17 protein-coding genes are annotated in these 17,415 nt (G+C 70.5%); 8 read left to right on the top strand and 9 right to left on the bottom strand.

What is annotated here, in order from left to right; genetic code table 11:
• Window positions 1-52: 52 nt before the first annotated feature.
• Window positions 53-367 (top strand): hypothetical protein, encoded by a 315-nt coding sequence (locus tag AC3A57_RS20800; RefSeq protein WP_487580641.1) that lies wholly within the window; start codon window positions 53-55, stop codon window positions 365-367.
• Here the strand turns inward: AC3A57_RS20800 and pepQ are convergent.
• From pepQ to rph, 8 genes are all read right to left on the bottom strand, one after another.
• Window positions 330-1,670 carry a Xaa-Pro dipeptidase gene (gene pepQ / locus AC3A57_RS20795; protein WP_487580640.1) on the bottom strand — a complete coding sequence of 447 codons (1,341 nt, stop codon included), beginning with the start codon at window positions 1,668-1,670 and terminating at the stop codon, window positions 330-332. The two genes, AC3A57_RS20800 and pepQ, sit on opposite strands and share 38 nt — an antisense overlap.
• A gap of 201 nt (window positions 1,671-1,871) precedes the next feature.
• On the bottom strand, window positions 1,872-2,219 hold the full coding sequence (locus tag AC3A57_RS20790) for a PilZ domain-containing protein (protein ID WP_487580639.1): 348 nt from the start codon (window positions 2,217-2,219) through the stop codon (window positions 1,872-1,874).
• On the bottom strand, window positions 2,216-4,489 hold the full coding sequence (locus tag AC3A57_RS20785) for a DUF1631 family protein (RefSeq protein ID WP_487580638.1): 2,274 nt from the start codon (window positions 4,487-4,489) through the stop codon (window positions 2,216-2,218). The genes AC3A57_RS20790 and AC3A57_RS20785 overlap by 4 nt, the downstream gene beginning before the upstream one ends.
• 257 nt (window positions 4,490-4,746) lie before the next feature.
• Entirely contained in the window at window positions 4,747-5,955 is a 1,209-nt protein-coding gene (gene hemW / locus AC3A57_RS20780) for a radical SAM family heme chaperone HemW (RefSeq protein ID WP_487580637.1), read from the bottom strand.
• A gap of 54 nt (window positions 5,956-6,009) precedes the next feature.
• On the bottom strand, window positions 6,010-6,579 hold the full coding sequence (locus AC3A57_RS20775; RefSeq protein WP_487580636.1) for a hypothetical protein: 570 nt from the start codon (window positions 6,577-6,579) through the stop codon (window positions 6,010-6,012).
• 5 nt (window positions 6,580-6,584) lie between these two features.
• Window positions 6,585-7,181, bottom strand: a complete 597-nt coding sequence (gene rdgB, locus AC3A57_RS20770; protein ID WP_221671406.1) for an RdgB/HAM1 family non-canonical purine NTP pyrophosphatase — start codon at window positions 7,179-7,181, stop codon at window positions 6,585-6,587.
• Window positions 7,178-7,570, bottom strand: coding sequence for a VOC family protein (locus AC3A57_RS20765; RefSeq protein ID WP_487580635.1), 393 nt, complete (start codon window positions 7,568-7,570; stop codon window positions 7,178-7,180). The genes rdgB and AC3A57_RS20765 overlap by 4 nt, the downstream gene beginning before the upstream one ends.
• 138 nt (window positions 7,571-7,708) lie before the next feature.
• Entirely contained in the window at window positions 7,709-8,473 is a 765-nt protein-coding gene (rph, locus tag AC3A57_RS20760) for a ribonuclease PH (RefSeq protein ID WP_221671408.1), read from the bottom strand.
• 69 nt (window positions 8,474-8,542) lie between these two features.
• Here rph and AC3A57_RS20755 point away from each other — a divergent pair, with 69 nt between their 5' ends.
• The 5 genes from AC3A57_RS20755 (at window position 8,543) to AC3A57_RS20735 (ending at window position 13,717) form a co-directional block, all read left to right on the top strand.
• Entirely contained in the window at window positions 8,543-9,403 is an 861-nt protein-coding gene (locus tag AC3A57_RS20755) for a YicC/YloC family endoribonuclease (RefSeq protein ID WP_221671409.1), read from the top strand.
• A gap of 96 nt (window positions 9,404-9,499) precedes the next feature.
• Window positions 9,500-10,114: a guanylate kinase gene (gene gmk / locus AC3A57_RS20750; protein WP_487580634.1), complete on the top strand. Its 615-nt coding sequence runs from the start codon at window positions 9,500-9,502 to the stop codon at window positions 10,112-10,114.
• Between the two features lie 311 nt (window positions 10,115-10,425).
• Window positions 10,426-10,725, top strand: coding sequence for a DNA-directed RNA polymerase subunit omega (gene rpoZ / locus AC3A57_RS20745; protein WP_057946389.1), 300 nt, complete (start codon window positions 10,426-10,428; stop codon window positions 10,723-10,725).
• 246 nt (window positions 10,726-10,971) lie between these two features.
• A complete protein-coding gene (locus AC3A57_RS20740; RefSeq protein WP_221671411.1) occupies window positions 10,972-13,152 on the top strand; it encodes a RelA/SpoT family protein in 2,181 nt (726 codons plus the stop codon).
• 181 nt (window positions 13,153-13,333) lie between these two features.
• Window positions 13,334-13,717, top strand: a complete 384-nt coding sequence (locus AC3A57_RS20735) for a RidA family protein (RefSeq protein WP_221671412.1) — start codon at window positions 13,334-13,336, stop codon at window positions 13,715-13,717.
• A gap of 90 nt (window positions 13,718-13,807) precedes the next feature.
• On the opposite strand, the gene AC3A57_RS20730 is transcribed toward AC3A57_RS20735, so the two are convergent.
• Window positions 13,808-14,857: an AraC family transcriptional regulator gene (locus AC3A57_RS20730; protein WP_487580633.1), complete on the bottom strand. Its 1,050-nt coding sequence runs from the start codon at window positions 14,855-14,857 to the stop codon at window positions 13,808-13,810.
• 171 nt (window positions 14,858-15,028) lie between these two features.
• On the opposite strand from AC3A57_RS20730, the gene AC3A57_RS20725 reads away from it, so the two are divergent.
• Window positions 15,029-16,258 carry a parallel beta-helix domain-containing protein gene (locus AC3A57_RS20725; protein WP_487580632.1) on the top strand — a complete coding sequence of 410 codons (1,230 nt, stop codon included), beginning with the start codon at window positions 15,029-15,031 and terminating at the stop codon, window positions 16,256-16,258.
• Between the two features lie 3 nt (window positions 16,259-16,261).
• Window positions 16,262-17,401, top strand: a complete 1,140-nt coding sequence (locus tag AC3A57_RS20720) for an SO2930 family diheme c-type cytochrome (protein WP_487580631.1) — start codon at window positions 16,262-16,264, stop codon at window positions 17,399-17,401.
• Window positions 17,402-17,415: the final 14 nt, after the last annotated feature.

The raw sequence follows: 17,415 nt of genomic DNA, 5'->3' as shown, positions 1-17,415 counted from the left end.
GGTCAAAAGTAACCAAAGAAAACGCCATTTCTGTTTCGAATCAAAAGCCACTATGGGACGCAGCTTGCGCGGGGCTGCTCCGCACAGGCCATCCCTGGCGTGGCTGCGCACGGCCCGCATCCCTGCGGGCCGCCCTTCGGGGCTTCAGGGCGTTCTCGCGAGGCCGAAGTGGCGCCAAGCTCGTTACGGCAACCGCAACCGCAACCGCAACCGCAACCGCAACCGCAACGGCAGCAACGGCAACGGCAGCAACGGCAACGGCAGCAACGGCAGCAACGGCAACGTTCTGGAGGCGGCGACTCGCGCCTTCGTGCTACGGCTGGCGGCGCTCAGTCCACCGCAGCGAATTCTTCGCGGGTCAGGTTGACCGGCGCGGCTTCGGTGCAGACCACGTCGTCTTCGATGCGTATGCCGCCGTACGGGCGCAGTTGCTCGATCCGCTTCCAGTCGACGTCGCCGGCGTGTTCGCCCTGCTCGAGGCCCTGCAGCAGCAGGTCGACGAAGTACAGGCCCGGCTCGATCGTCACCGCCATGCCCGGCTCGAGCACGCGGGTCAGGCGCAGGTAGGGATGCCCGGCCGGCTTGTCGATCCGGCCGCCGCGGTCGGAGGCGGCGAAGCCGGCCACTTCGTGCACCTGCAGGCCGATGCCGTGGCCGATGCCGTGCGGGAAGAACACCGCGCTGACGCCGTTGGCCACCGCCGCCTCGGGCGTGGTCTTGAGCACGCCGAAGTCCTTGAGGATGCCGGCCAGGGCCAGATGCGCGTCCAGGTGCAGTTGCTTGTAGTCGAAGCCGGCGCGGACCTGGTCGCACATGCGCCGTTGCGCGCCGTCGACCGCGTCGATCAGGGCCTGGAACTCGCCGTCGCGATCGGCCGCGTAGGTACGGGTGATGTCGCAGGCGTAGCCGACATGGCTGGCGCCGGCATCGATCAGGAAGCTGCGCGATTGCGCCGGCGCCTCGCGGTCGAGTTCCATGTAGTGCAGCACCGCGCCGTTCTGGTTCAAGGCGACGATGTTGCCGTACGGCAGTTCGTTGGCGTCCTGGCGCGCGGCGGCGCAGTAGGCCAGGTGGATGTCGAACTCGCTGGCGCCGGCGCGGAACGCCGCTTCGGCGGCGCGATGCGCACGCACGCCCTTGCGGGTGGCCTCGCGCATCATCGCCACTTCGTAGGGCGTCTTGAACGCGCGGTGATATTCCAGGTAGTCGATCACCGGCTGCGGGTTGTTCGGCACGAACGCCCCCAGCGCGCTGAGCGGCTCGCCGAGGATCGCGCAACGCGCGGCGTCGGCGGGCAGGTGCGCCAGCGCCTGCTGCGGTTCGCGGATCACGATCACATCGAAGTGATCGACCCACCAGCCGCTCGGCGCCTGCGGCACCACGTGCCAGTAGTCGAACGGCTGCAGGTAGACCAGCTTCGGCCGTGCGCCCGGGGTGAACACCAGCCAGCTGCCGGGATTGCGCACCAGCGGCACCCAGGCCTTGAACTGCGGATTGACCGCGTACGGATAGTCGCGATCGTCGAACACCTGGTAGTGCAGGGTGCCGCTGGGCACGACCAGATGATCGAAGCCGCCGCGCGCCAGCGCGGTTTCGGCGCGGCGTTGCAGTTCGGCGACGTGCGAGGCGTACAGGACGGACGGGTCGGCGGAGCGGTCGGAGGCGGTCATGCGGGCGCGGCCTGGCGGGGACGGGGGCTATTTTGCGCCCTCGCGGCCGCAAGTGCCGGAGGGAGCCGGCGGACAGGAGTGGGGAGGCCGCAAAGCGGTGGCGCCGGTTTGCCGAGTCTGTCCGTCGGCCTTGCGCGTAGTTCGGGCTCGTGACGGACCCTGTATCTCCTACCCGCTACCTCCGATGCGCCGACGCCCGCTTTACTCGAAGCTGCCGCCCGGCGAATCCAGCCAGCGCCGCAGATGGGCCATGCCGTTCTCCGGCATGCAGATGAAGCGGAAGCCGGCCCAGGTCTGGCCGGGCATGCTGGCGCGGTCCTGCCACAACAGGTGCGCGCCGACTTCGATCGGCGGCTGCTGCGGCGCGTCGAGCAGGTCGAAACGCAGCTGGTACAGCGCGTCCTCGGTCAACGGCGCGCTGGCGATCAGCATCATGCCGCTCTCGGACAGATTGCCCAGGTGGCCGATCACGGTGTCGGTCATGGTGTCGACCACCTGCACGGTGTCGGCGATGCGGCGCCGGCGGGCGCGGCGGAAAGGATCGTTCATGCGCCGCCTCCGGCATCGTGGGTCTTGGCGCCGAATCCGCGCAGCAGATCCAGGGCCGCGTGCCAGGCCCGATCGACCAGGCTGCTGCGCTCGGCGGCGACGACCCGGGCCTGGTCGCGCGCCATCATCCGCGCCAGGCTGTCCAGCGATTGCTCGCCGACGCGCTGGCCGCGCTGATTCACGAACAGGGCGTTATCGGTGACGGTGCTGAACCACGACAGCCGCCGCCGAACCACGTCGCCCTGCTGGTTCTGCACGAACTCGAACCAGCTGCCGAACGGCAGGGTTCGGATCCGCTCCCAGCAGCGCTGCTCGTCTTCGTTGCGCGCCGGCAGGTTGCCGCGCGTCGGTCCAGCGTCTTCGCCGAGCCGGCCGCGCGCGCGCAGTTTCATCGCCAGCTCGGTGCGCGAGGCGGCGTCGTCGCCGGGCGCGGCGCCGAGACTGAGCTGGTGGGCGATCGCGCGCCCGTCCTCGGCGTGGTAGCCGACCAGGCCCAGCGCGTGCTCGATGTCCGCTTCCAGCCCCGCCGGCGCCGGCGGGCCGGCTTCGCCGTTGTTGGCGGCGACGATCTGCCCGGTGATCTCGATCTGGCGGCGCCAGGCCTCGGAATCTTCGCCGTGGCGCAGCCAGGTCAGGGTCAGCACGTCGGCCCAGGCCTGGCTGAGCAGGCTCTGGACGAAGCGCGGCAGGCGCTGGCCGGCGCAGTGGCTTTCGATGGTCTCGTTGGCGCGGCGTTTGGCCAGTTCGAGCTTTTCCTTGCCGCGCGCGGCCTCGACATGGCGCCGCTCGGTGACCTCGGCCTTGCGGTTGAGCGCCTGCAGTTGCTCCTGCAGGCGCTGGTTGGCGTAGTCGAAAGCGGCCTGGCCGTCGCTCAGGTGAGTGGCGACGTGGTCGACCGCGCGGTGCAGCGGTTCGAGCAACTGCGGGTCGACCTCGTCGTTCGGCGTCCAGCGCGCGCCGGCCTCGGCGACGGTGTTGAGCAGTTGCAGGGCCGGATTGCTTTGTTGGCCGAGCAACGAATGGTCGCGCAGCGCGGCATGCAGCAGCGGCGCCTGCAGTCGGTTGAGCAGGGCGGAAATATTCGAATCGCCGCGCAGGCGTTGTTCGATTTCGCCGTAGAGCAGGTCGATCAGTTCGAACACGTCGCCGTCGTCGCGCGACAGCGAGGTGCCGGCCTGGGCGCGGCCGAGCAGGGCCTGGCGCAGCTCGGAGATCTTGCGCAAGGACTGCTCGCCGCGCGGCAGTTCGCGATCGGCCCGGGTCAGCGCGTCGAGCACTTCGCCGGTATCCATCGCGATCGCGGTCGGCGGCTGGCCCGGAATGCGCGGGCGCAGCCGGTCGACCAGGCCGCGGCGCTCGTCGAGCCAGCGTTGCAGGGTGGCGAATTCGTCGCCGGCGCGTTCGGCTGCGGCCGGCGCCTCGCTGCGCTGACCGAGCCAGGCGGTGTGCGGGCGCGGCTGGGCGGCGGCCGGCGCGGCTTCGGCCGGCTGGGCGCGCGGTTTGTCGGCGGCCTGATCGGCCGCGGCGGGAGCGGCGGGAGCGGCGGCGGGACGTTCGCGGGTGGTGCGCAGGGGCACGAACGACAGGCCGGGCAATACGTTCTCGCGCGCCAGCAGGGCGTTCATCTGTTCGACCAGATGGGCGTAGCCCGGCATCAGCTGTTGGTCGAACACCCGGTACAGGTCCAGGCGCGAATCCAGCCCGATCTGCAGCGGCTGGCAGGCCTCGGCGAAGATCCGGCCCAGCCGGTGCGGACCGACCGGCAGGCGTTCGGCGTCGAACGCCGGGCCGCCGGCCAACACCCCGAAGCGCTGGCCGAGCAGCATCAGCCCCAGGCTGGACCGCGACTCCTGGCGCACGGCGATGTTGCGCAGCACGGTGTCTTCGTCCATTTCGCTGTCGTCGAGCAGGCGCAGGTCGCCGAAGCTCGGCGTGCCCGGCTTGACCACGCGCGGCGCCGGTTCGCGCACCCGGGTCAGGGCGGCTTCCAGCAGGACCAGGAAACGCGGGATCAGGTCGGCGCGGCGCAGACGCACCAGGCGCAGGGTTTCCAGGTAGCCGGCCTGCACGCTGGCCAGGCGGGCCTGGTCGGCCTGGCGGAACAACTGTTGCTCGAACTCGGCCAGGACCCGCTCCAGCGGCGGCGCGGTCTCGTCGCTGATCAGGGCGTACAACTGTTCCAGCGCCCGGCGCACGCGACGCGGCAGGGCGGCCGTGGCCAGGGTGGGCCGCGGCGGCGAGGCGTCCAAAGGGTCGAACGTGGCTGGCATGGGAATTCGGTGCAGACGACCGCGAGATATAACCACGCCTCCCGGGCGCTCGCCAGCCCGGAACTCCGCGAACGGGCTCGGACGATGCGACAGCCGATAGGAGGCGGCCATTCGCAGCAACGGCTTGCGGGGGGCGCAGCGGCCATGGCGGCGAAGCGTACCGGCGCTTGCGCGCGGCATGACCTGCGCTGCGTCGACCTCGGGCGCGTTCGCGGCGCCGGCCGCCGGAATTGGCTCGGTTGGCTCGTTCGGTTGGGCTACTCGGCCAAGAACAACGCCACCACGTCGTTGGTGAAGCGGCGGCCGAGTTCGGTCGGACGGACCCGCTCGCCGTCGCATTCCAGCCAGCCGGCGTGCGCCGCTTGCGCCAACTGGGCCGCGATCGCGGCCCGGGACAGCCCGGTGCGGGCCTCGAAGTCGCTCAGGGCGAAGCCTTCGACCAGGCGCAACAGGTTCAGCATGTACTCGAACGGGCGCCGCTGCGGGCCGATCCGGTCGTCGCCGCCGATCGCCGCGACGCTGCCGGCGGCGGCCAGGTACTGGGTCGGATGCTTGTGCTTCCAGCGCCGCAGGATGGCCTGCTCGGCGCCGAGGGTGATCTTGCCGTGGGCGCCGGCGCCGATGCCCAGGTAGTCGCCGTAACGCCAGTAATTGAGGTTGTGCGCGCAGCGCCGGCCCTCGCGGGCGTAGGCGCTGACTTCGTACTGGGCGTAGCCCTGCGCGGCCAGCAGGGCCTGGCAGTGTTCCTGAATGTCCCAGGCGCCGTCCTCGTCCGGAATGCCCTGGGGCGGCCGCGCCGCGAACACGGTGTTGGGCTCCAGGGTCAGCTGGTAGTGCGAGATGTGCGCCGGCTGCAGGGCGAAGGCGCGCTCCAGGTCGCGCTCGGCCATGGCCAGGGTCTGGCCGGGCAGGGCGTACATCAGGTCCAGGTTGAGATTGTCGAAGCCGGCGTCCTGGGCCAGCTTGACCGCGGCCTCGGCCTCGTCGCTGTCGTGGATCCGGCCCAGCCGGCGCAGGCAGTCGTCGTCGAAGCTCTGGATGCCGAAGCTCAGCCGGTTGACCCCCGCGGCCTTGTACAGCTCGAAGCGGCCGTGTTCGGCGGTGCCGGGGTTGGTCTCCAGGGTGATCTCGCAGCCCGGCGCCAGGCGCAGGCGGGCGGCGGCGGCCTGCAGGAAGCGGTCGACGAATTCCGGCGGAAACAGGCTCGGGGTGCCGCCGCCGAAGAACACGCTGTGCACCGGCCGGCCCCAGACCAGCGGCAGGTCGTGCTCCAGGTCGGCGATCAGGGCGTCGACATAGGCCTGGAACGGCAACGGGCCGCGGCCCTCGTGCGAGTTGAAGTCGCAGTAGGGGCATTTGCGCACGCACCAGGGCAGATGCACGTACAGCGACAGCGGCGGGGTGCTCAGGGTCGAGCCGGCCGGGGGCTGGCTGGCGGGGGAGAAACTGGCTGGAGTCTGGTTCAACGGCGGGCGGCCGGCTGCGGGGGCCGGCCCGGATGACGGACGGAAGCCGACAGCTTACCGGTCGGCGGCCGTACCGTAGCGATACGGCGCCAGCAGGGCGCGCAGATTGGCGTCCAGGGCCACCTCGGGGCGGGCCCGCACGACCTGGCGGACGATGGTCGCCAGCGGCTCGGCGCGGCCGTCGCCGGACATGTCGCCGTCGAAGATCGCCACCGTGTTCCAGTTGCGGTGCGGCGAGGGGGCCAGGCGCAGTTCCAGGGTCGAGGTCAGGCGCAGGCGCCCGTCCTTGGCCCGGTGCAGGGACATCGAGACCACCTCGGCCGGCTCGAAGGCGCGGCTGCGGTGGCCGCTGGTGATGTTGGCGTAGCGGATCGTGCCGATGCCGCCGTCGGCGTCCAGGCTGACCCGTTGGATCGCCGCCAGGGCGACCAGGCCGACCAGGGCGGCCAGCACCCACAGCGCCAATTCCAGGTCCGAGCCGAAGCTGTGGCTGCCGCTGCTCAGGCCGTCGTGGTGGATCCAGATCGCGATCGGCATCGCCAGCAGGTACAGCACCGCCACCGCCAGCACGGTGTGGCCGCCGGCGCGGAACAGGCGCCGGTGCGGGGCGGCGGTGCGGGCCATGCGGTTCACCCGCGCAGCTCCGGCAGGCGCGCGCGCAGCGCGGCCAGGGCGCGGGCGCGGTGGCTGACCCGGTTCTTGAGTTCGTCCTCGATCTCGCCGGCGGACACGGCGTATTCGGTGTCGAAGAACACCGGCTGGTAGCCGAAGCCGCGCTCGCCCTGGCGGGCGTGCAGGATGCGGCCGTTCCAGACCCCTTCGGCGATGATCGGACGCGGGTCGCCGGCATGGCGCAGCAAGACGATGACCGCGTAGAAATGCGCGCTGCGCTGCTCGTCCGGCACCCCGTGCAGGGCGCCGAGCAGCTTGTCGATGTTGGCCTGGGCGTCGCCGTGGCGGCCGGCGTAGCGGGCCGAGTACAGGCCGGGGGCGCCGCCGAGCGCGTCGACGCAGATGCCCGAGTCGTCGGCCAGCGCCGGCAGGCCGGTGACCGCCGAGGCATGACGGGCCTTGAGCAGCGCGTTCTCGACGAAAGTGCTGCCGGTTTCCTCGATGTCTTCGACCCCCAGATCCGTTTGCGCCACCAGTTCGATTCCGGTGTCGCCGAGCAGGTCGCGCAGCTCCGCCAGTTTGCCGGCGTTGCTGCTGGCCAGCACTAATCTCATGCCTTCAGTTCCAGCAAATCCCAGCGGTTACCGTACAGATCTTCGAAAACGGCGACCGTGCCGTAGGTCTCGACGCGGGGAGATTCCAGGAAGCGCACGCCGCGGGCGAGCATCGCGGCGTGATCGCGGGCGAAGTCGTCGGTGTGCAGGAAGAACCCGACCCGGCCGCCGGTCTGGTCGCCGACCCGGGCGCGCTGCGCGTCGCCGTCGGCGCGCGCCAGCAGCAGCGCGGTTTCGGCCTGCGCGCTGGGCGCGACCCGGACCCAGCGCTTGCCGCCGCCCAGGTCGGTGTCCTCGAGCAGGACGAAGCCCAGTCGCTGGGTGTAGTAGGCGATGGCCTGGTCGTAGTCGCCGACCACCAGGGTCAGGCTGCCTAGGGTGCGATGCATGGGCGCGGCGCTCGTCGGTGAGGGCCGGCCAGTGTGCGCGCGCGGCCGCCGCGGCGGCAGCCCGGCGCGGCGGTGCCTGCGGTCCGGACTTGGCCGCAACCGGTGCGCGCTTTCGGTGTGCGCGCGGTCGCGCCGGACTCAGCCGGCCAGCGCCTCGCGCTGCTTGGCGATCAACTCGGCGATGCCGGCTTCGGCCAGGCCGAGCAGGCCGTCGAGCTCCTCGCGCCGGAACGCATGGCCTTCGGCGGTGCCCTGCAGCTCGATGAAGCCGCCGCCGTCGTTCATGACCACGTTCATGTCGGTGTCGCAGTCGCTGTCCTCGGCGTAGTCCAGGTCCAGCACCGGCGAGCCGCGGTAGATCCCGACCGAGACCGCGGCGACCGCGCCGAAGATCGGATCGCGGGCGATCTCGCGCCGCGCCTGCAGCCAGCGCACCGCGTCGACCAGGGCCACGTAGGCGCCGGTGATCGCGGCGGTGCGGGTGCCGCCGTCGGCCTGCAGCACGTCGCAGTCCAGGGTGATGGTGCGCTCGCCCAGCGCCTTGCGGTCGATGCAGGCGCGCAGGGCGCGGCCGATCAGGCGCTGGATTTCCAGGGTCCGGCCGCCCTGCTTGCCGCGCGCGGCCTCGCGGTCGCTGCGGGTGTGGGTGGCGCGCGGCAGCATGCCGTACTCGGCGGTGACCCAGCCCTCGCCCTTGCCGCGCAGGAAGGCCGGCACCTTGTTGTCGACGCTGGCGGTGCACAGCACCCGGGTCTGGCCGAAGCTGACCAGCACCGAGCCCTCGGCGTGGCGGGTGTAGCCGCGCTCGATCCGGACCTCGCGCATCTGCCCGGCGCTGCGCCCGCTGGGGCGGACGACCGGGGCGGCCGGGGCCGGAACGGGGGCGGCGAGGGGACCGGTCATGGGACGAAGTTACCGTTTTGAGGGCCGGCGAGTTTACCATTCACCCCCCGTAAGGCTCGGAATCAGCGAATGATTCGCAGCATGACCGCCTTCGCCAGCGGCGAACGCGCGACACCCTGGGGCACGCTCGGCTGCGAGCTGCGCTCGGTCAATCACCGCTTCCTCGAGCTGGGCGTGCGCCTGGCCGACGAGCTGCGCGTGCTCGAACCGGCGCTGCGCGAACGCGTCGGCGCGCGCCTGAGCCGCGGCAAGCTCGACCTGACCCTGCGCCTGCGCGCGCCGGAAGGCGGCGACGCGCTGCAGCTCAACCCGACCCGGCTGCGCGAGCTCAGCGAACTGGCGATCGACCTGTCGGCGCGGTTCCCGGCGCTGCGCACCGAATTCACCGAGTTGCTGCAGTTCCCCGGCGTGCTGCAGGCCCCGGCCGCGGATCCGGCGGCGTTGCAGGCCGAGGCCCTGGCCCTGCTCGACGGCGTGCTCGACGAATTCGTCGCCTCGCGCGAACGCGAGGGCGCCAAGCTCGCCGCGGTGATCGGCGAGCGCGTCGACGGCATCGCCCGCATCGCCAGCGAGGTGCGCACGATGATGCCGGCGATCCGCGCCGGCCAGCGCACCAAGCTGGAAACCCGCCTGGCCGACCTGGCCCAGCCGGCCGACAACGGCCGCCTGGAGCAGGAACTGGTGTTGTGGCTGCAGAAGCTCGACGTCGACGAAGAACTCGATCGGCTCGACTCGCATGTCGCCGAAGCCCGTCGCGTGCTCAAGCTGCGCGAAGCGGTCGGCCGGCGCCTGGATTTCCTGTTGCAGGAATTCAACCGCGAAGCCAACACCCTGGGCTCCAAGTCGGTCGACGCCCGCAGCTCCGCTGCCGCGGTCGAGCTCAAGGTGCTGATCGATCAGGTGCGCGAGCAGATCCAAAATATCGAGTGAAGAGCTGAGCAGAAGCGAGGAGCGAGCGTTTCCGCTCACTTTCTCGCTCCTCTTCGCTCGTTCCTGTGCCGCATTTTTAGTGGACCCGACCGACCTATGCGCGGAACCCTCTACATCGTCGCCGCCCCCTCCGGGGCCGGCAAATCCAGCATCGTCAACGCGGTGCTCGCGCGCGACCCGAACATCCGGTTGTCGATCTCGTTCACCTCGCGCCAGCCGCGTCCGGGCGAGCGCCACGCCGAGCACTACCACTTCGTCAGCGCGCAGGAATTCGAGGCGATGGTCGAGGCCGGCGATTTCTTCGAGCACGCGCGCGTGCACGGCGACTGGAAGGGTTCGGCGCGGCAGTCGGTGGAGCCGTTCCTGGCCGCCGGCAAGGACGTGCTGCTGGAAATCGACTGGCAGGGCGCGCGCCAGGTGCGGGCCAAGGTGCCGGACGCGGTCAGCGTGTTCATCCTGCCGCCCTCGCGCCAGGCGCTGGAGTCGCGCATGCGCTCGCGCGGCCAGGACAGCGAGGAAACCATCCGCCAGCGCCTGGATGCGGCGCGCGAAGAGATGTCGCACTACCACGAGTTCGACTACGTCATCGTCAACGAGGTTTTCGAGACAGCCGTCGACGAGATGTGCGCGATCTTCCTCGCCAGCCGCCTGCGCCGCGAGCCGCAGGTCGCCCGGCACTCGCGGCTGATCACCGCTTTGTTGGTGGACTAGGGTTTCGGGTTTCGGGTTTCGGGTTTCGGGACTCGGGACTCGGGACTCGGGACTCGGGACTCGCCAGGGCCGCCGAGGGCCGCCGAGGGCGCCCGGCGCAACGCCCCCGCGTTTTCCCCCCTTTGAAAAAGGGGGGGAGGGGGGATTTGCTCCTGCTCATCGGTTCTGCCGACATAATGGTCGCAGGCGCTGCGCTATCTGATTGATTCATAAAGCCTTGCCGCCGGAAGCCTTGCTTCGCCGGACGCCTCCGTCTAGACTCCCCGGTCCCCAACCGCTTGCAAGACGGCCGCACCGGCCGCAGGAGCCCCATGGCCCGCATCACCGTCGAAGATTGCCTGGAAGTGGTCCCGAACCGCTTCGAACTCGTCATGCTGGCCGCCAAGCGCGCCCGTCAGCTGGCCAACGGCGTCGAGCCGCAGCTGGACAACAGCGAAGCCAACGACAAGCCGACCGTGCTGGCGCTGCGCGAGATCGCCGCGCGCCAGGTCAACCCGGACTACATCGACGCGGTCGAGAAGGCCGAGCGCGAGCGCAAGGAACGCGAAGCCCTGGAGTGGGCCGCGGCCGAAGTGGTCGCCGACGACGACCTGTCCAAGGGCGACGACTGATCTTCCGGGCCCGCGCGCCGCGCGGGCGATCCGGCATCGCGAAACGGCTCCGCTGCGGCGGGGCCGTTTTCGTTTTCAGCCCGGCCACGCGGGCGCTTGCCGGCGCGCGGCGTTCGCCTACCTGAACCGCGCGGCGCGCCGCTCGCGCCGGATTTCGCTGCCGGCTTGCGCCGCTGCGGACCGGCGCCACCTTTGAAACAGCCCCGTGCGTTGCTTCCTGCGCCTGAGCGCGCGTAAATTTCCGTTATGACTCCTGCCGAGCCCGCGCTTACCGTCTATCCCGTCGCTCCCGAAGACACGGAGCTGCCGGACTACGTGCGCGAACTGGAACTGGCCGCGCACTATCTGCCCGAGGCGCAGCGCCAACTGCTGCGCCGCGCCTGGGCGGTCGGCGCCGCCGCGCACGCCGGGCAGACGCGCAAGTCCGGCGAGCCCTACATCACCCATCCGGTCGCGGTGGCCAAGGTCCTGGCCGAGCAGGGCCTGGACGTGGAGACCCTGGTCGCGGCGATCCTGCACGACACCATCGAAGACACGCCGCTGACCCGCGAGTGCCTGGCGACCGAGTTCGGCCCGACCGTGGCCGAGTTGGTCGACGGCGTCACCAAGCTGGACAAGCTGCAGTTCCGCGACCGCCAGGAAGCGGCCGCGGAAAGCTTCCGCAAGATGCTGCTGGCGATGGCGCGCGACCTGCGGGTGATCCTGATCAAGCTCGCCGACCGCCTGCACAACATGCGCACCCTCGGCGCGCAGAGCGCCGAGGCGCGCGAGCGCATCGCCCGCGAGACCCTGGAGATCTACGCGCCGATCGCCCAGCGCCTGGGCATGAACCTGATCAAGGCCGAGCTGCAGGACCTGGGCTTCCGCGCCCTGCATCCCTGGCGCCACGCGGTGATCGAAAAACGCATCCGCACCCAGCCGGTGGTGCGGCGCGAGTCGCTGGTGCAGATCGAAGCGCATCTGGCCCAGCGGCTGGCGAAGGAGAAGCTTCAACACCGCCTGATCAGCCGGGTGAAGTCGCCGTGGAGCATCTACACCAAGATGCATCACGAGCATAAGAGCTTCAATCAGGTGATGGACGTGTTCGGCTTCCGGGTGGTGGTGCGCAGCGTGCCGGACTGCTACCACGCCCTGGGCGTGGTGCATTCGGCGTACAAGCCGCTGGATTCGCGCTTCCGCGACTTCATCGCGATCCCCAAGGCCAACGGCTACCAGTCGCTGCATACAGTGCTGTTCGGCCCCTACGGCTCGCCGGTCGAAGTGCAGATCCGCACCGAGGACATGGACCTGATCGCCGAGCGCGGCATCGCCGCGCACTGGTCGTACAAGCACGGCGGCGAAGGCCCGAACAGCGCCCAGTCGCGCGCGCACAGCTGGATCGCCAGCCTGGTCGAATCGCAGCGCGCGACCGGTTCGTCGCTGGAGTTCCTGGAGAACGTCAAGGTCGACCTGTTCCCGGACGAGGTCTACCTGTTCACCCCCAAGGGCGACATCATGTCGCTGCCGCGCAATTCGACCGCGCTGGATTTCGCCTACGCCGTGCACACCGACGTGGGCAACCGAGCGGTCGCCGCGCGGGTGGACAGCAAGCTGGTGCCGCTGCGCACCAAGCTGGCCAGCGGCCAGCGGGTCGAGATCATCACCGCCAAGTCGTCCACGCCCAAGCCGCAGTGGCTGGAGTTCGTGGTCTCCGGCAAGGCCCGCACCTCGATCCGCCAGCAGCTCAAGCAACTCGAGCACGAGGACGCGGTGCAGCTCGGCCATCGCATGCTCGACCGCGCGCTGGAAGCGCTGGAGACCTCGCTCGACCGGATTCCGGCGCTGCGCCTGGAGGGCTACCTGGGCGAGTACCGCTACCCGCGCCTGGAGGCGCTGTTGGCCGACATCGCGCTCGGCAACCGGATGCCCAACCAGGTCGCGCTGGCGCTGGCGCGCGAGGCGCCGGGCAAGTCGCGCGGCCGTCCGATCGACCGGCCGCGCCTGCCCGAAGACAAGATCCTGATCACCGGCGCCGAGCGCGGGGTGATCAGCTTCGCCAATTGTTGCCTGCCGCTGCCGGGCGACGAAATCATGGGCTACCACACCGCCGGCAAGGGGATCGTGGTGCACCGCCTGGATTGCCCCAACGTCGCCGACTACCGCAAGTCGCCCGACCGCTGGGTCGCGATCGGCTGGGACCGCCAGGTTTCCGGCGATTTCTCCGCCGCGCTGCGGATCGAGGTCGACAACCGCCCCGGCTCGCTGGCCCAGGTCGCCGCCGCGATCGCCGAAGCCGAGTCCAACATCGACCGGGTCGAATACCTGGAGCGCGACGCCAACATCGCGATCATGCGATTCGCGATCGAAGTCAGCGACCGCCGCCACCTCGCCGACGTCATGCGCCGGGTCCGGCGCCTGACCGTGGTGCTGGGCGTGCAGCGGATGTAGCGGCGGCTTCGCCGCCGCCGGGACTCGGGACTCGGGATTCGGGACTCGGGACTCGCAAGAGCAGGTGGGGTCCGGGCGATTTTGCTTTTAGGATTGCTGTCTCGAACCTCGAGTCCCGAGTCCCGAGTCCCGAGTCCCGAAGCTCCCGAAGCCCCCGAACCTATCCCAACCTGGCCCACCCATGTCCCGAGAAATCATCCACACCGACCAAGCCCCGGCCGCGATCGGCCCGTATTCCCAGGCCGTGCGCGTCGGCGACACGGTGTATCTGTCCGGCCAGATTCCGCTCGACCCGGCCAGCGGCCTGGTCATCGAGGGCGACATCGAAGCGCAGGCGCACCGTGCGTTCCAGAACCTCAAGGCGGTGTGCGAAGCCGCCGGCGGCTCGCTCGCCGAGGTGGTCCGGCTCGGCCTCTACCTTACCGACCTGGGCGCGTTCGGCAAGGTCAATTCGGTGATGGGCGAGTACTTCAACCCGCCGTACCCGGCGCGCTCGACGGTCGAAGTCTCGGCCCTGCCGCGCGGCGTCGCGTTCGAAGTCGACGCGATCCTGGTCCTGCGCTGAGCCGCAGCGTCAAACCCAACGACGGCCGCACCTGCGGCCGTCGTGCTTCTATGCTCCCGCAGTCCCGCAGTCCCGCAGTCCCGAGTCCCCTCATCCCCGCTCAGACAGAAACCGCTCGCGCAACGCGCGCGGCGTCTCCCCGGTCAGGCGCTTGAAGGCGCGGCGGAAATCGCGCGGGTCCTTGTAGCCGACCGCGGCCCCGACCGCGGCGATGGTCGGCTGGCGTTCGCGCAGCAGGGCGTAGGCGCGGTCGATGCGCAGGCGGTCGTGGATTTCGTGGAAGCTGGTGCCCTCGCCGGTGAGCTGGCGGCGCAGGGTGCGTTCGCTGACATGCAATTGCGCGGCGATTCCGGCCAGCTTCGGGTCCTGGGCCAGTTGCGCGCGCAGCAGGCGCTCGACCGCGGCGGTGACTTCGCCCGGCAGCGGGCCCTGCGGCATCTGCGCCTCGCACAGCGCCAGCACCTGGCGCGAGGCGATCGGGTTATGGGTCGGCAGCGGCGCCGCCAGCCAGTGCGCGTCCAGCACCAGCCGGTCCTGCGGCTGGGCGAACGCCAGCGGGCAGTCGAACACTTCGCGGTAGCGCGCCTCATAGGCCGGGGCGGGGTAGCTGAACTCCACCCGCAGCGGCCGCAACCGCTCGCCGACCAGGCCGCGCGCCAAGGCCAGGCAGCTGCTGAAGAACTCCTCGCAGACGAAGCGGTGGATCGCCGGATAGCTCAGGGTCATGCGCCCGGCCAGGGCCAGGGTGCCCGGTTCGGACACGCTTTCGACGAAGCGCATCAGGCTGCCGACCACCGGGGTGAAGCGCAGGCCGATCTGCAGCGCGTCGCCGAAGGTCGGCGCGGTGGTCATGGCCAGGCCGAGCAGGCCGAAGTTGCCGATGTGCTGGGCGTGGCCGATGTCCAGGCCGATGCTTGCCGGCAGCACCCGCAGCGCGCGCTCGATCACCACCGCGGTCGGCCGGTCGGGCAGGCGCACGCCGGGGTCGCTGACCTGGGCGCGGCTGAGCCCGGTGCCGGCGAACCAGTCGTCGCTGGGCGCGCGCAGCCGGTCCGCCGCTTCCAGCAGACCCCACAGCAGGTTGGGCGACATCATCGCGACGTCGTCCTGGGTTTGGTCCCGATCGGATGGCTGGCGCATCTCCCCACGCTCCTGGCCGCACGGTTGACCGCGATTGCCCCCCTAGTGTGCCGCATTCGCCCTCACGCGCGCTCACGGCGCCGACCCAGACTCCTGGCTTAGCCGTGCGGGGGCACGCCGCGACGCGAACCGCGCCGCATCCGCGCACCGCAAGCCAAACCGGAGAGACCCATGAGCCCGCCGATCCGCGCTGTCGCCGTCGCCGTCCTCGCCGCCGCCGTGGCCGCCTGCGGCCCCGAACAAGCCCAGCACACGCCCAGCCCGCAGGTCGCCGCCGGCGACGCCGCCTTCGCCGAGGCCTTCCGTACCCGCCTGCTCGACGCCAAGCCGGGCGAGGTGATCGAGGTCCCGCCGGGCCGGCACAGCTTCGACCGCAGCCTGACCCTGCGCGTGGACGGGGTCACCATCCGCGGCGCCGGCCCGGACAAGTCGGTGCTGAGCTTCAAGGGCCAGAAAGCCGGCGCCGAGGGGCTGCTGGTCAACGCCAGCCGCTTCGTGCTGGAGAACATCGCCATCGAGGACAGCAAGGGCGACGGGCTCAAGGTCAACGAAGGCGAGCACATCACCATCCGCAACGTGAGGGTGGAATGGACCGGCGGCCCCAGCACCAAGAACGGCGCCTACGGCCTGTACCCGGTCAAGACCCGCAACGTGCTGATCGAGAATTCGGTGGCGATCGGCGCCTCCGACGCGGGCATCTACGTCGGCCAGTCGCGCGACGTGATCGTGCGCAACAGCCGCGCCGAGTTCAACGTCGCCGGGATCGAGATCGAAAACACCGTCAACGCCGACGTCTACGGCAACGTCGCCACCAACAACACCGGCGGCATCCTGGTGTTCAACATGCCGGCGCTGTCGCAGCAGGGCGGCGCGATCCGGGTGTTCCAGAACAAGGTCTACCAGAACAACACCGCCAACTTTGGCGCCAAGGGCACGCCGGTGGCCAGCGTGCCGGCCGGCAGCGGCATCGTGGTCAACTCCAACGACGACGTCGAGATCTTCGACAACGAGATCCGCGACAACGCCACCACCAACATCATCGTCTCCAGCGTCTATTCGACCGGCTACAAGGACGACAAGGCCTCGAAGGATTTCGATCCCTACCCCGAGCGCATCGCGATCTACGGCAACCGCCTGTCCGGCGGCGGCGACTCGCCCGACGGACTCGACCTGAAGGCGCTGAAGACCGCGATCTACGGCTTGCGCGGCCGCCTGCCCGACGTGCTGTGGGACGGCTACGCCAACGCCAAGCTCGCCGGCGGGCCGCAGATCTGCATCCGCGACGTGTCCGGGGTGATCGACGCCGACGGCCCCGGCGGCTACAAGAACCCGAGCCAGGACACCAAGCGCTACGACTGCAGCCTGCCCAAGTTGCCGGCCATCGACCTCAAGCGCGGCTGATCCATGCGAACGAACGCGATCGGCCGCGGTTGGATCGGATTGTTGCTGTCGCTGTGCCTGGCGGCGTGCGCGCGCGAGGCCGCGCCGCCGCCGGTGCGCTTCTTCGCCGAAGGCCAGCCGGCGGACCTGGCCGAATGGAACCTGCTGCGGGTCGCCGACGGGCGCCTGCGCCTCAACCAGGGCGTGCTGGCCTACGACCTCAACACGCCGCTGTTCTCCGACTACGCGCACAAGCTGCGCACGGTGTGGATGCCGCAGGGGCAGGCCGCGGCCTACGACCCCGAGCGCGCCTTCGATTTCCCGGTCGGCACCGTGCTCAGCAAGACATTCTACTACCCGCGCGGCGAGGGCGATGCGGTGCTGCGCAGCGTCGACGGCGGGCCGGCACTGCGCGGCGGCGGGCTGGAGCTGAGCCAAGTGCGGCTGATCGAGACCCGCCTGCTGGTGCGTCGCCGCGAGGGCTGGGTGGCCCTGCCCTATGTCTGGAACGAGCAGCAGACCCAGGCCCGGCTGATGCGCGGCGGCGAACTGGTGCCGCTGCGCCTGCTCGGCGCCGATGGCCGTAGCCAGGACCTGGAGTACCAGGTGCCGGACCAGAACCAGTGCGCCGGTTGCCACGGCACCGACATGAAGATCAAGGCGCTGCAGCCGATCGGGCCGAAGGCGCGCCATCTCAATCGCGATTTCGCCTACGACGACGGCCTGGCCAACCAGATCGCGCGCTGGACCCGGGCCGGCTATCTGCGCGGCGCGCCGGCGCCGCAGGCCGCGCCGCGCGCCGCCCGCTGGCGCGATCCGCGCGCGGATCTGGACGCCCGGGCGCGGGCCTATCTGGACGTCAATTGCGGCCATTGCCACAGCCCCCAAGGGCCGGGCAACACCTCCGGCCTGTGGCTGGACGCGGCCACCCGCGAGCCCTTGCGGCTGGGCCGCTGCAAGCTGCCGATCGCCGCCGGCAAGGGCACCGGCGACCGCCGCTACGGCCTGGTGCCGGGCAAGCCGGAGGAATCGATCTTGGTCTATCGCATGCTCAGCGACGATCCGGCGGTGATGATGCCGGAACTCGGTCGCAGCGTGACGCACGTCGAGGGCGTACAACTGATCCGCGATTGGATCGCCGCGCAGCAGGGGAGCTGCGGCTAGGCGCCCGGCGGTTG

Source organism: Lysobacter sp. Soil_C_15 (assembly GCF_057657315.1).
The sequence above is the reverse complement of the archived record's forward strand: the minus strand, read 5'-3'. Positions and strand labels throughout refer to the sequence as shown.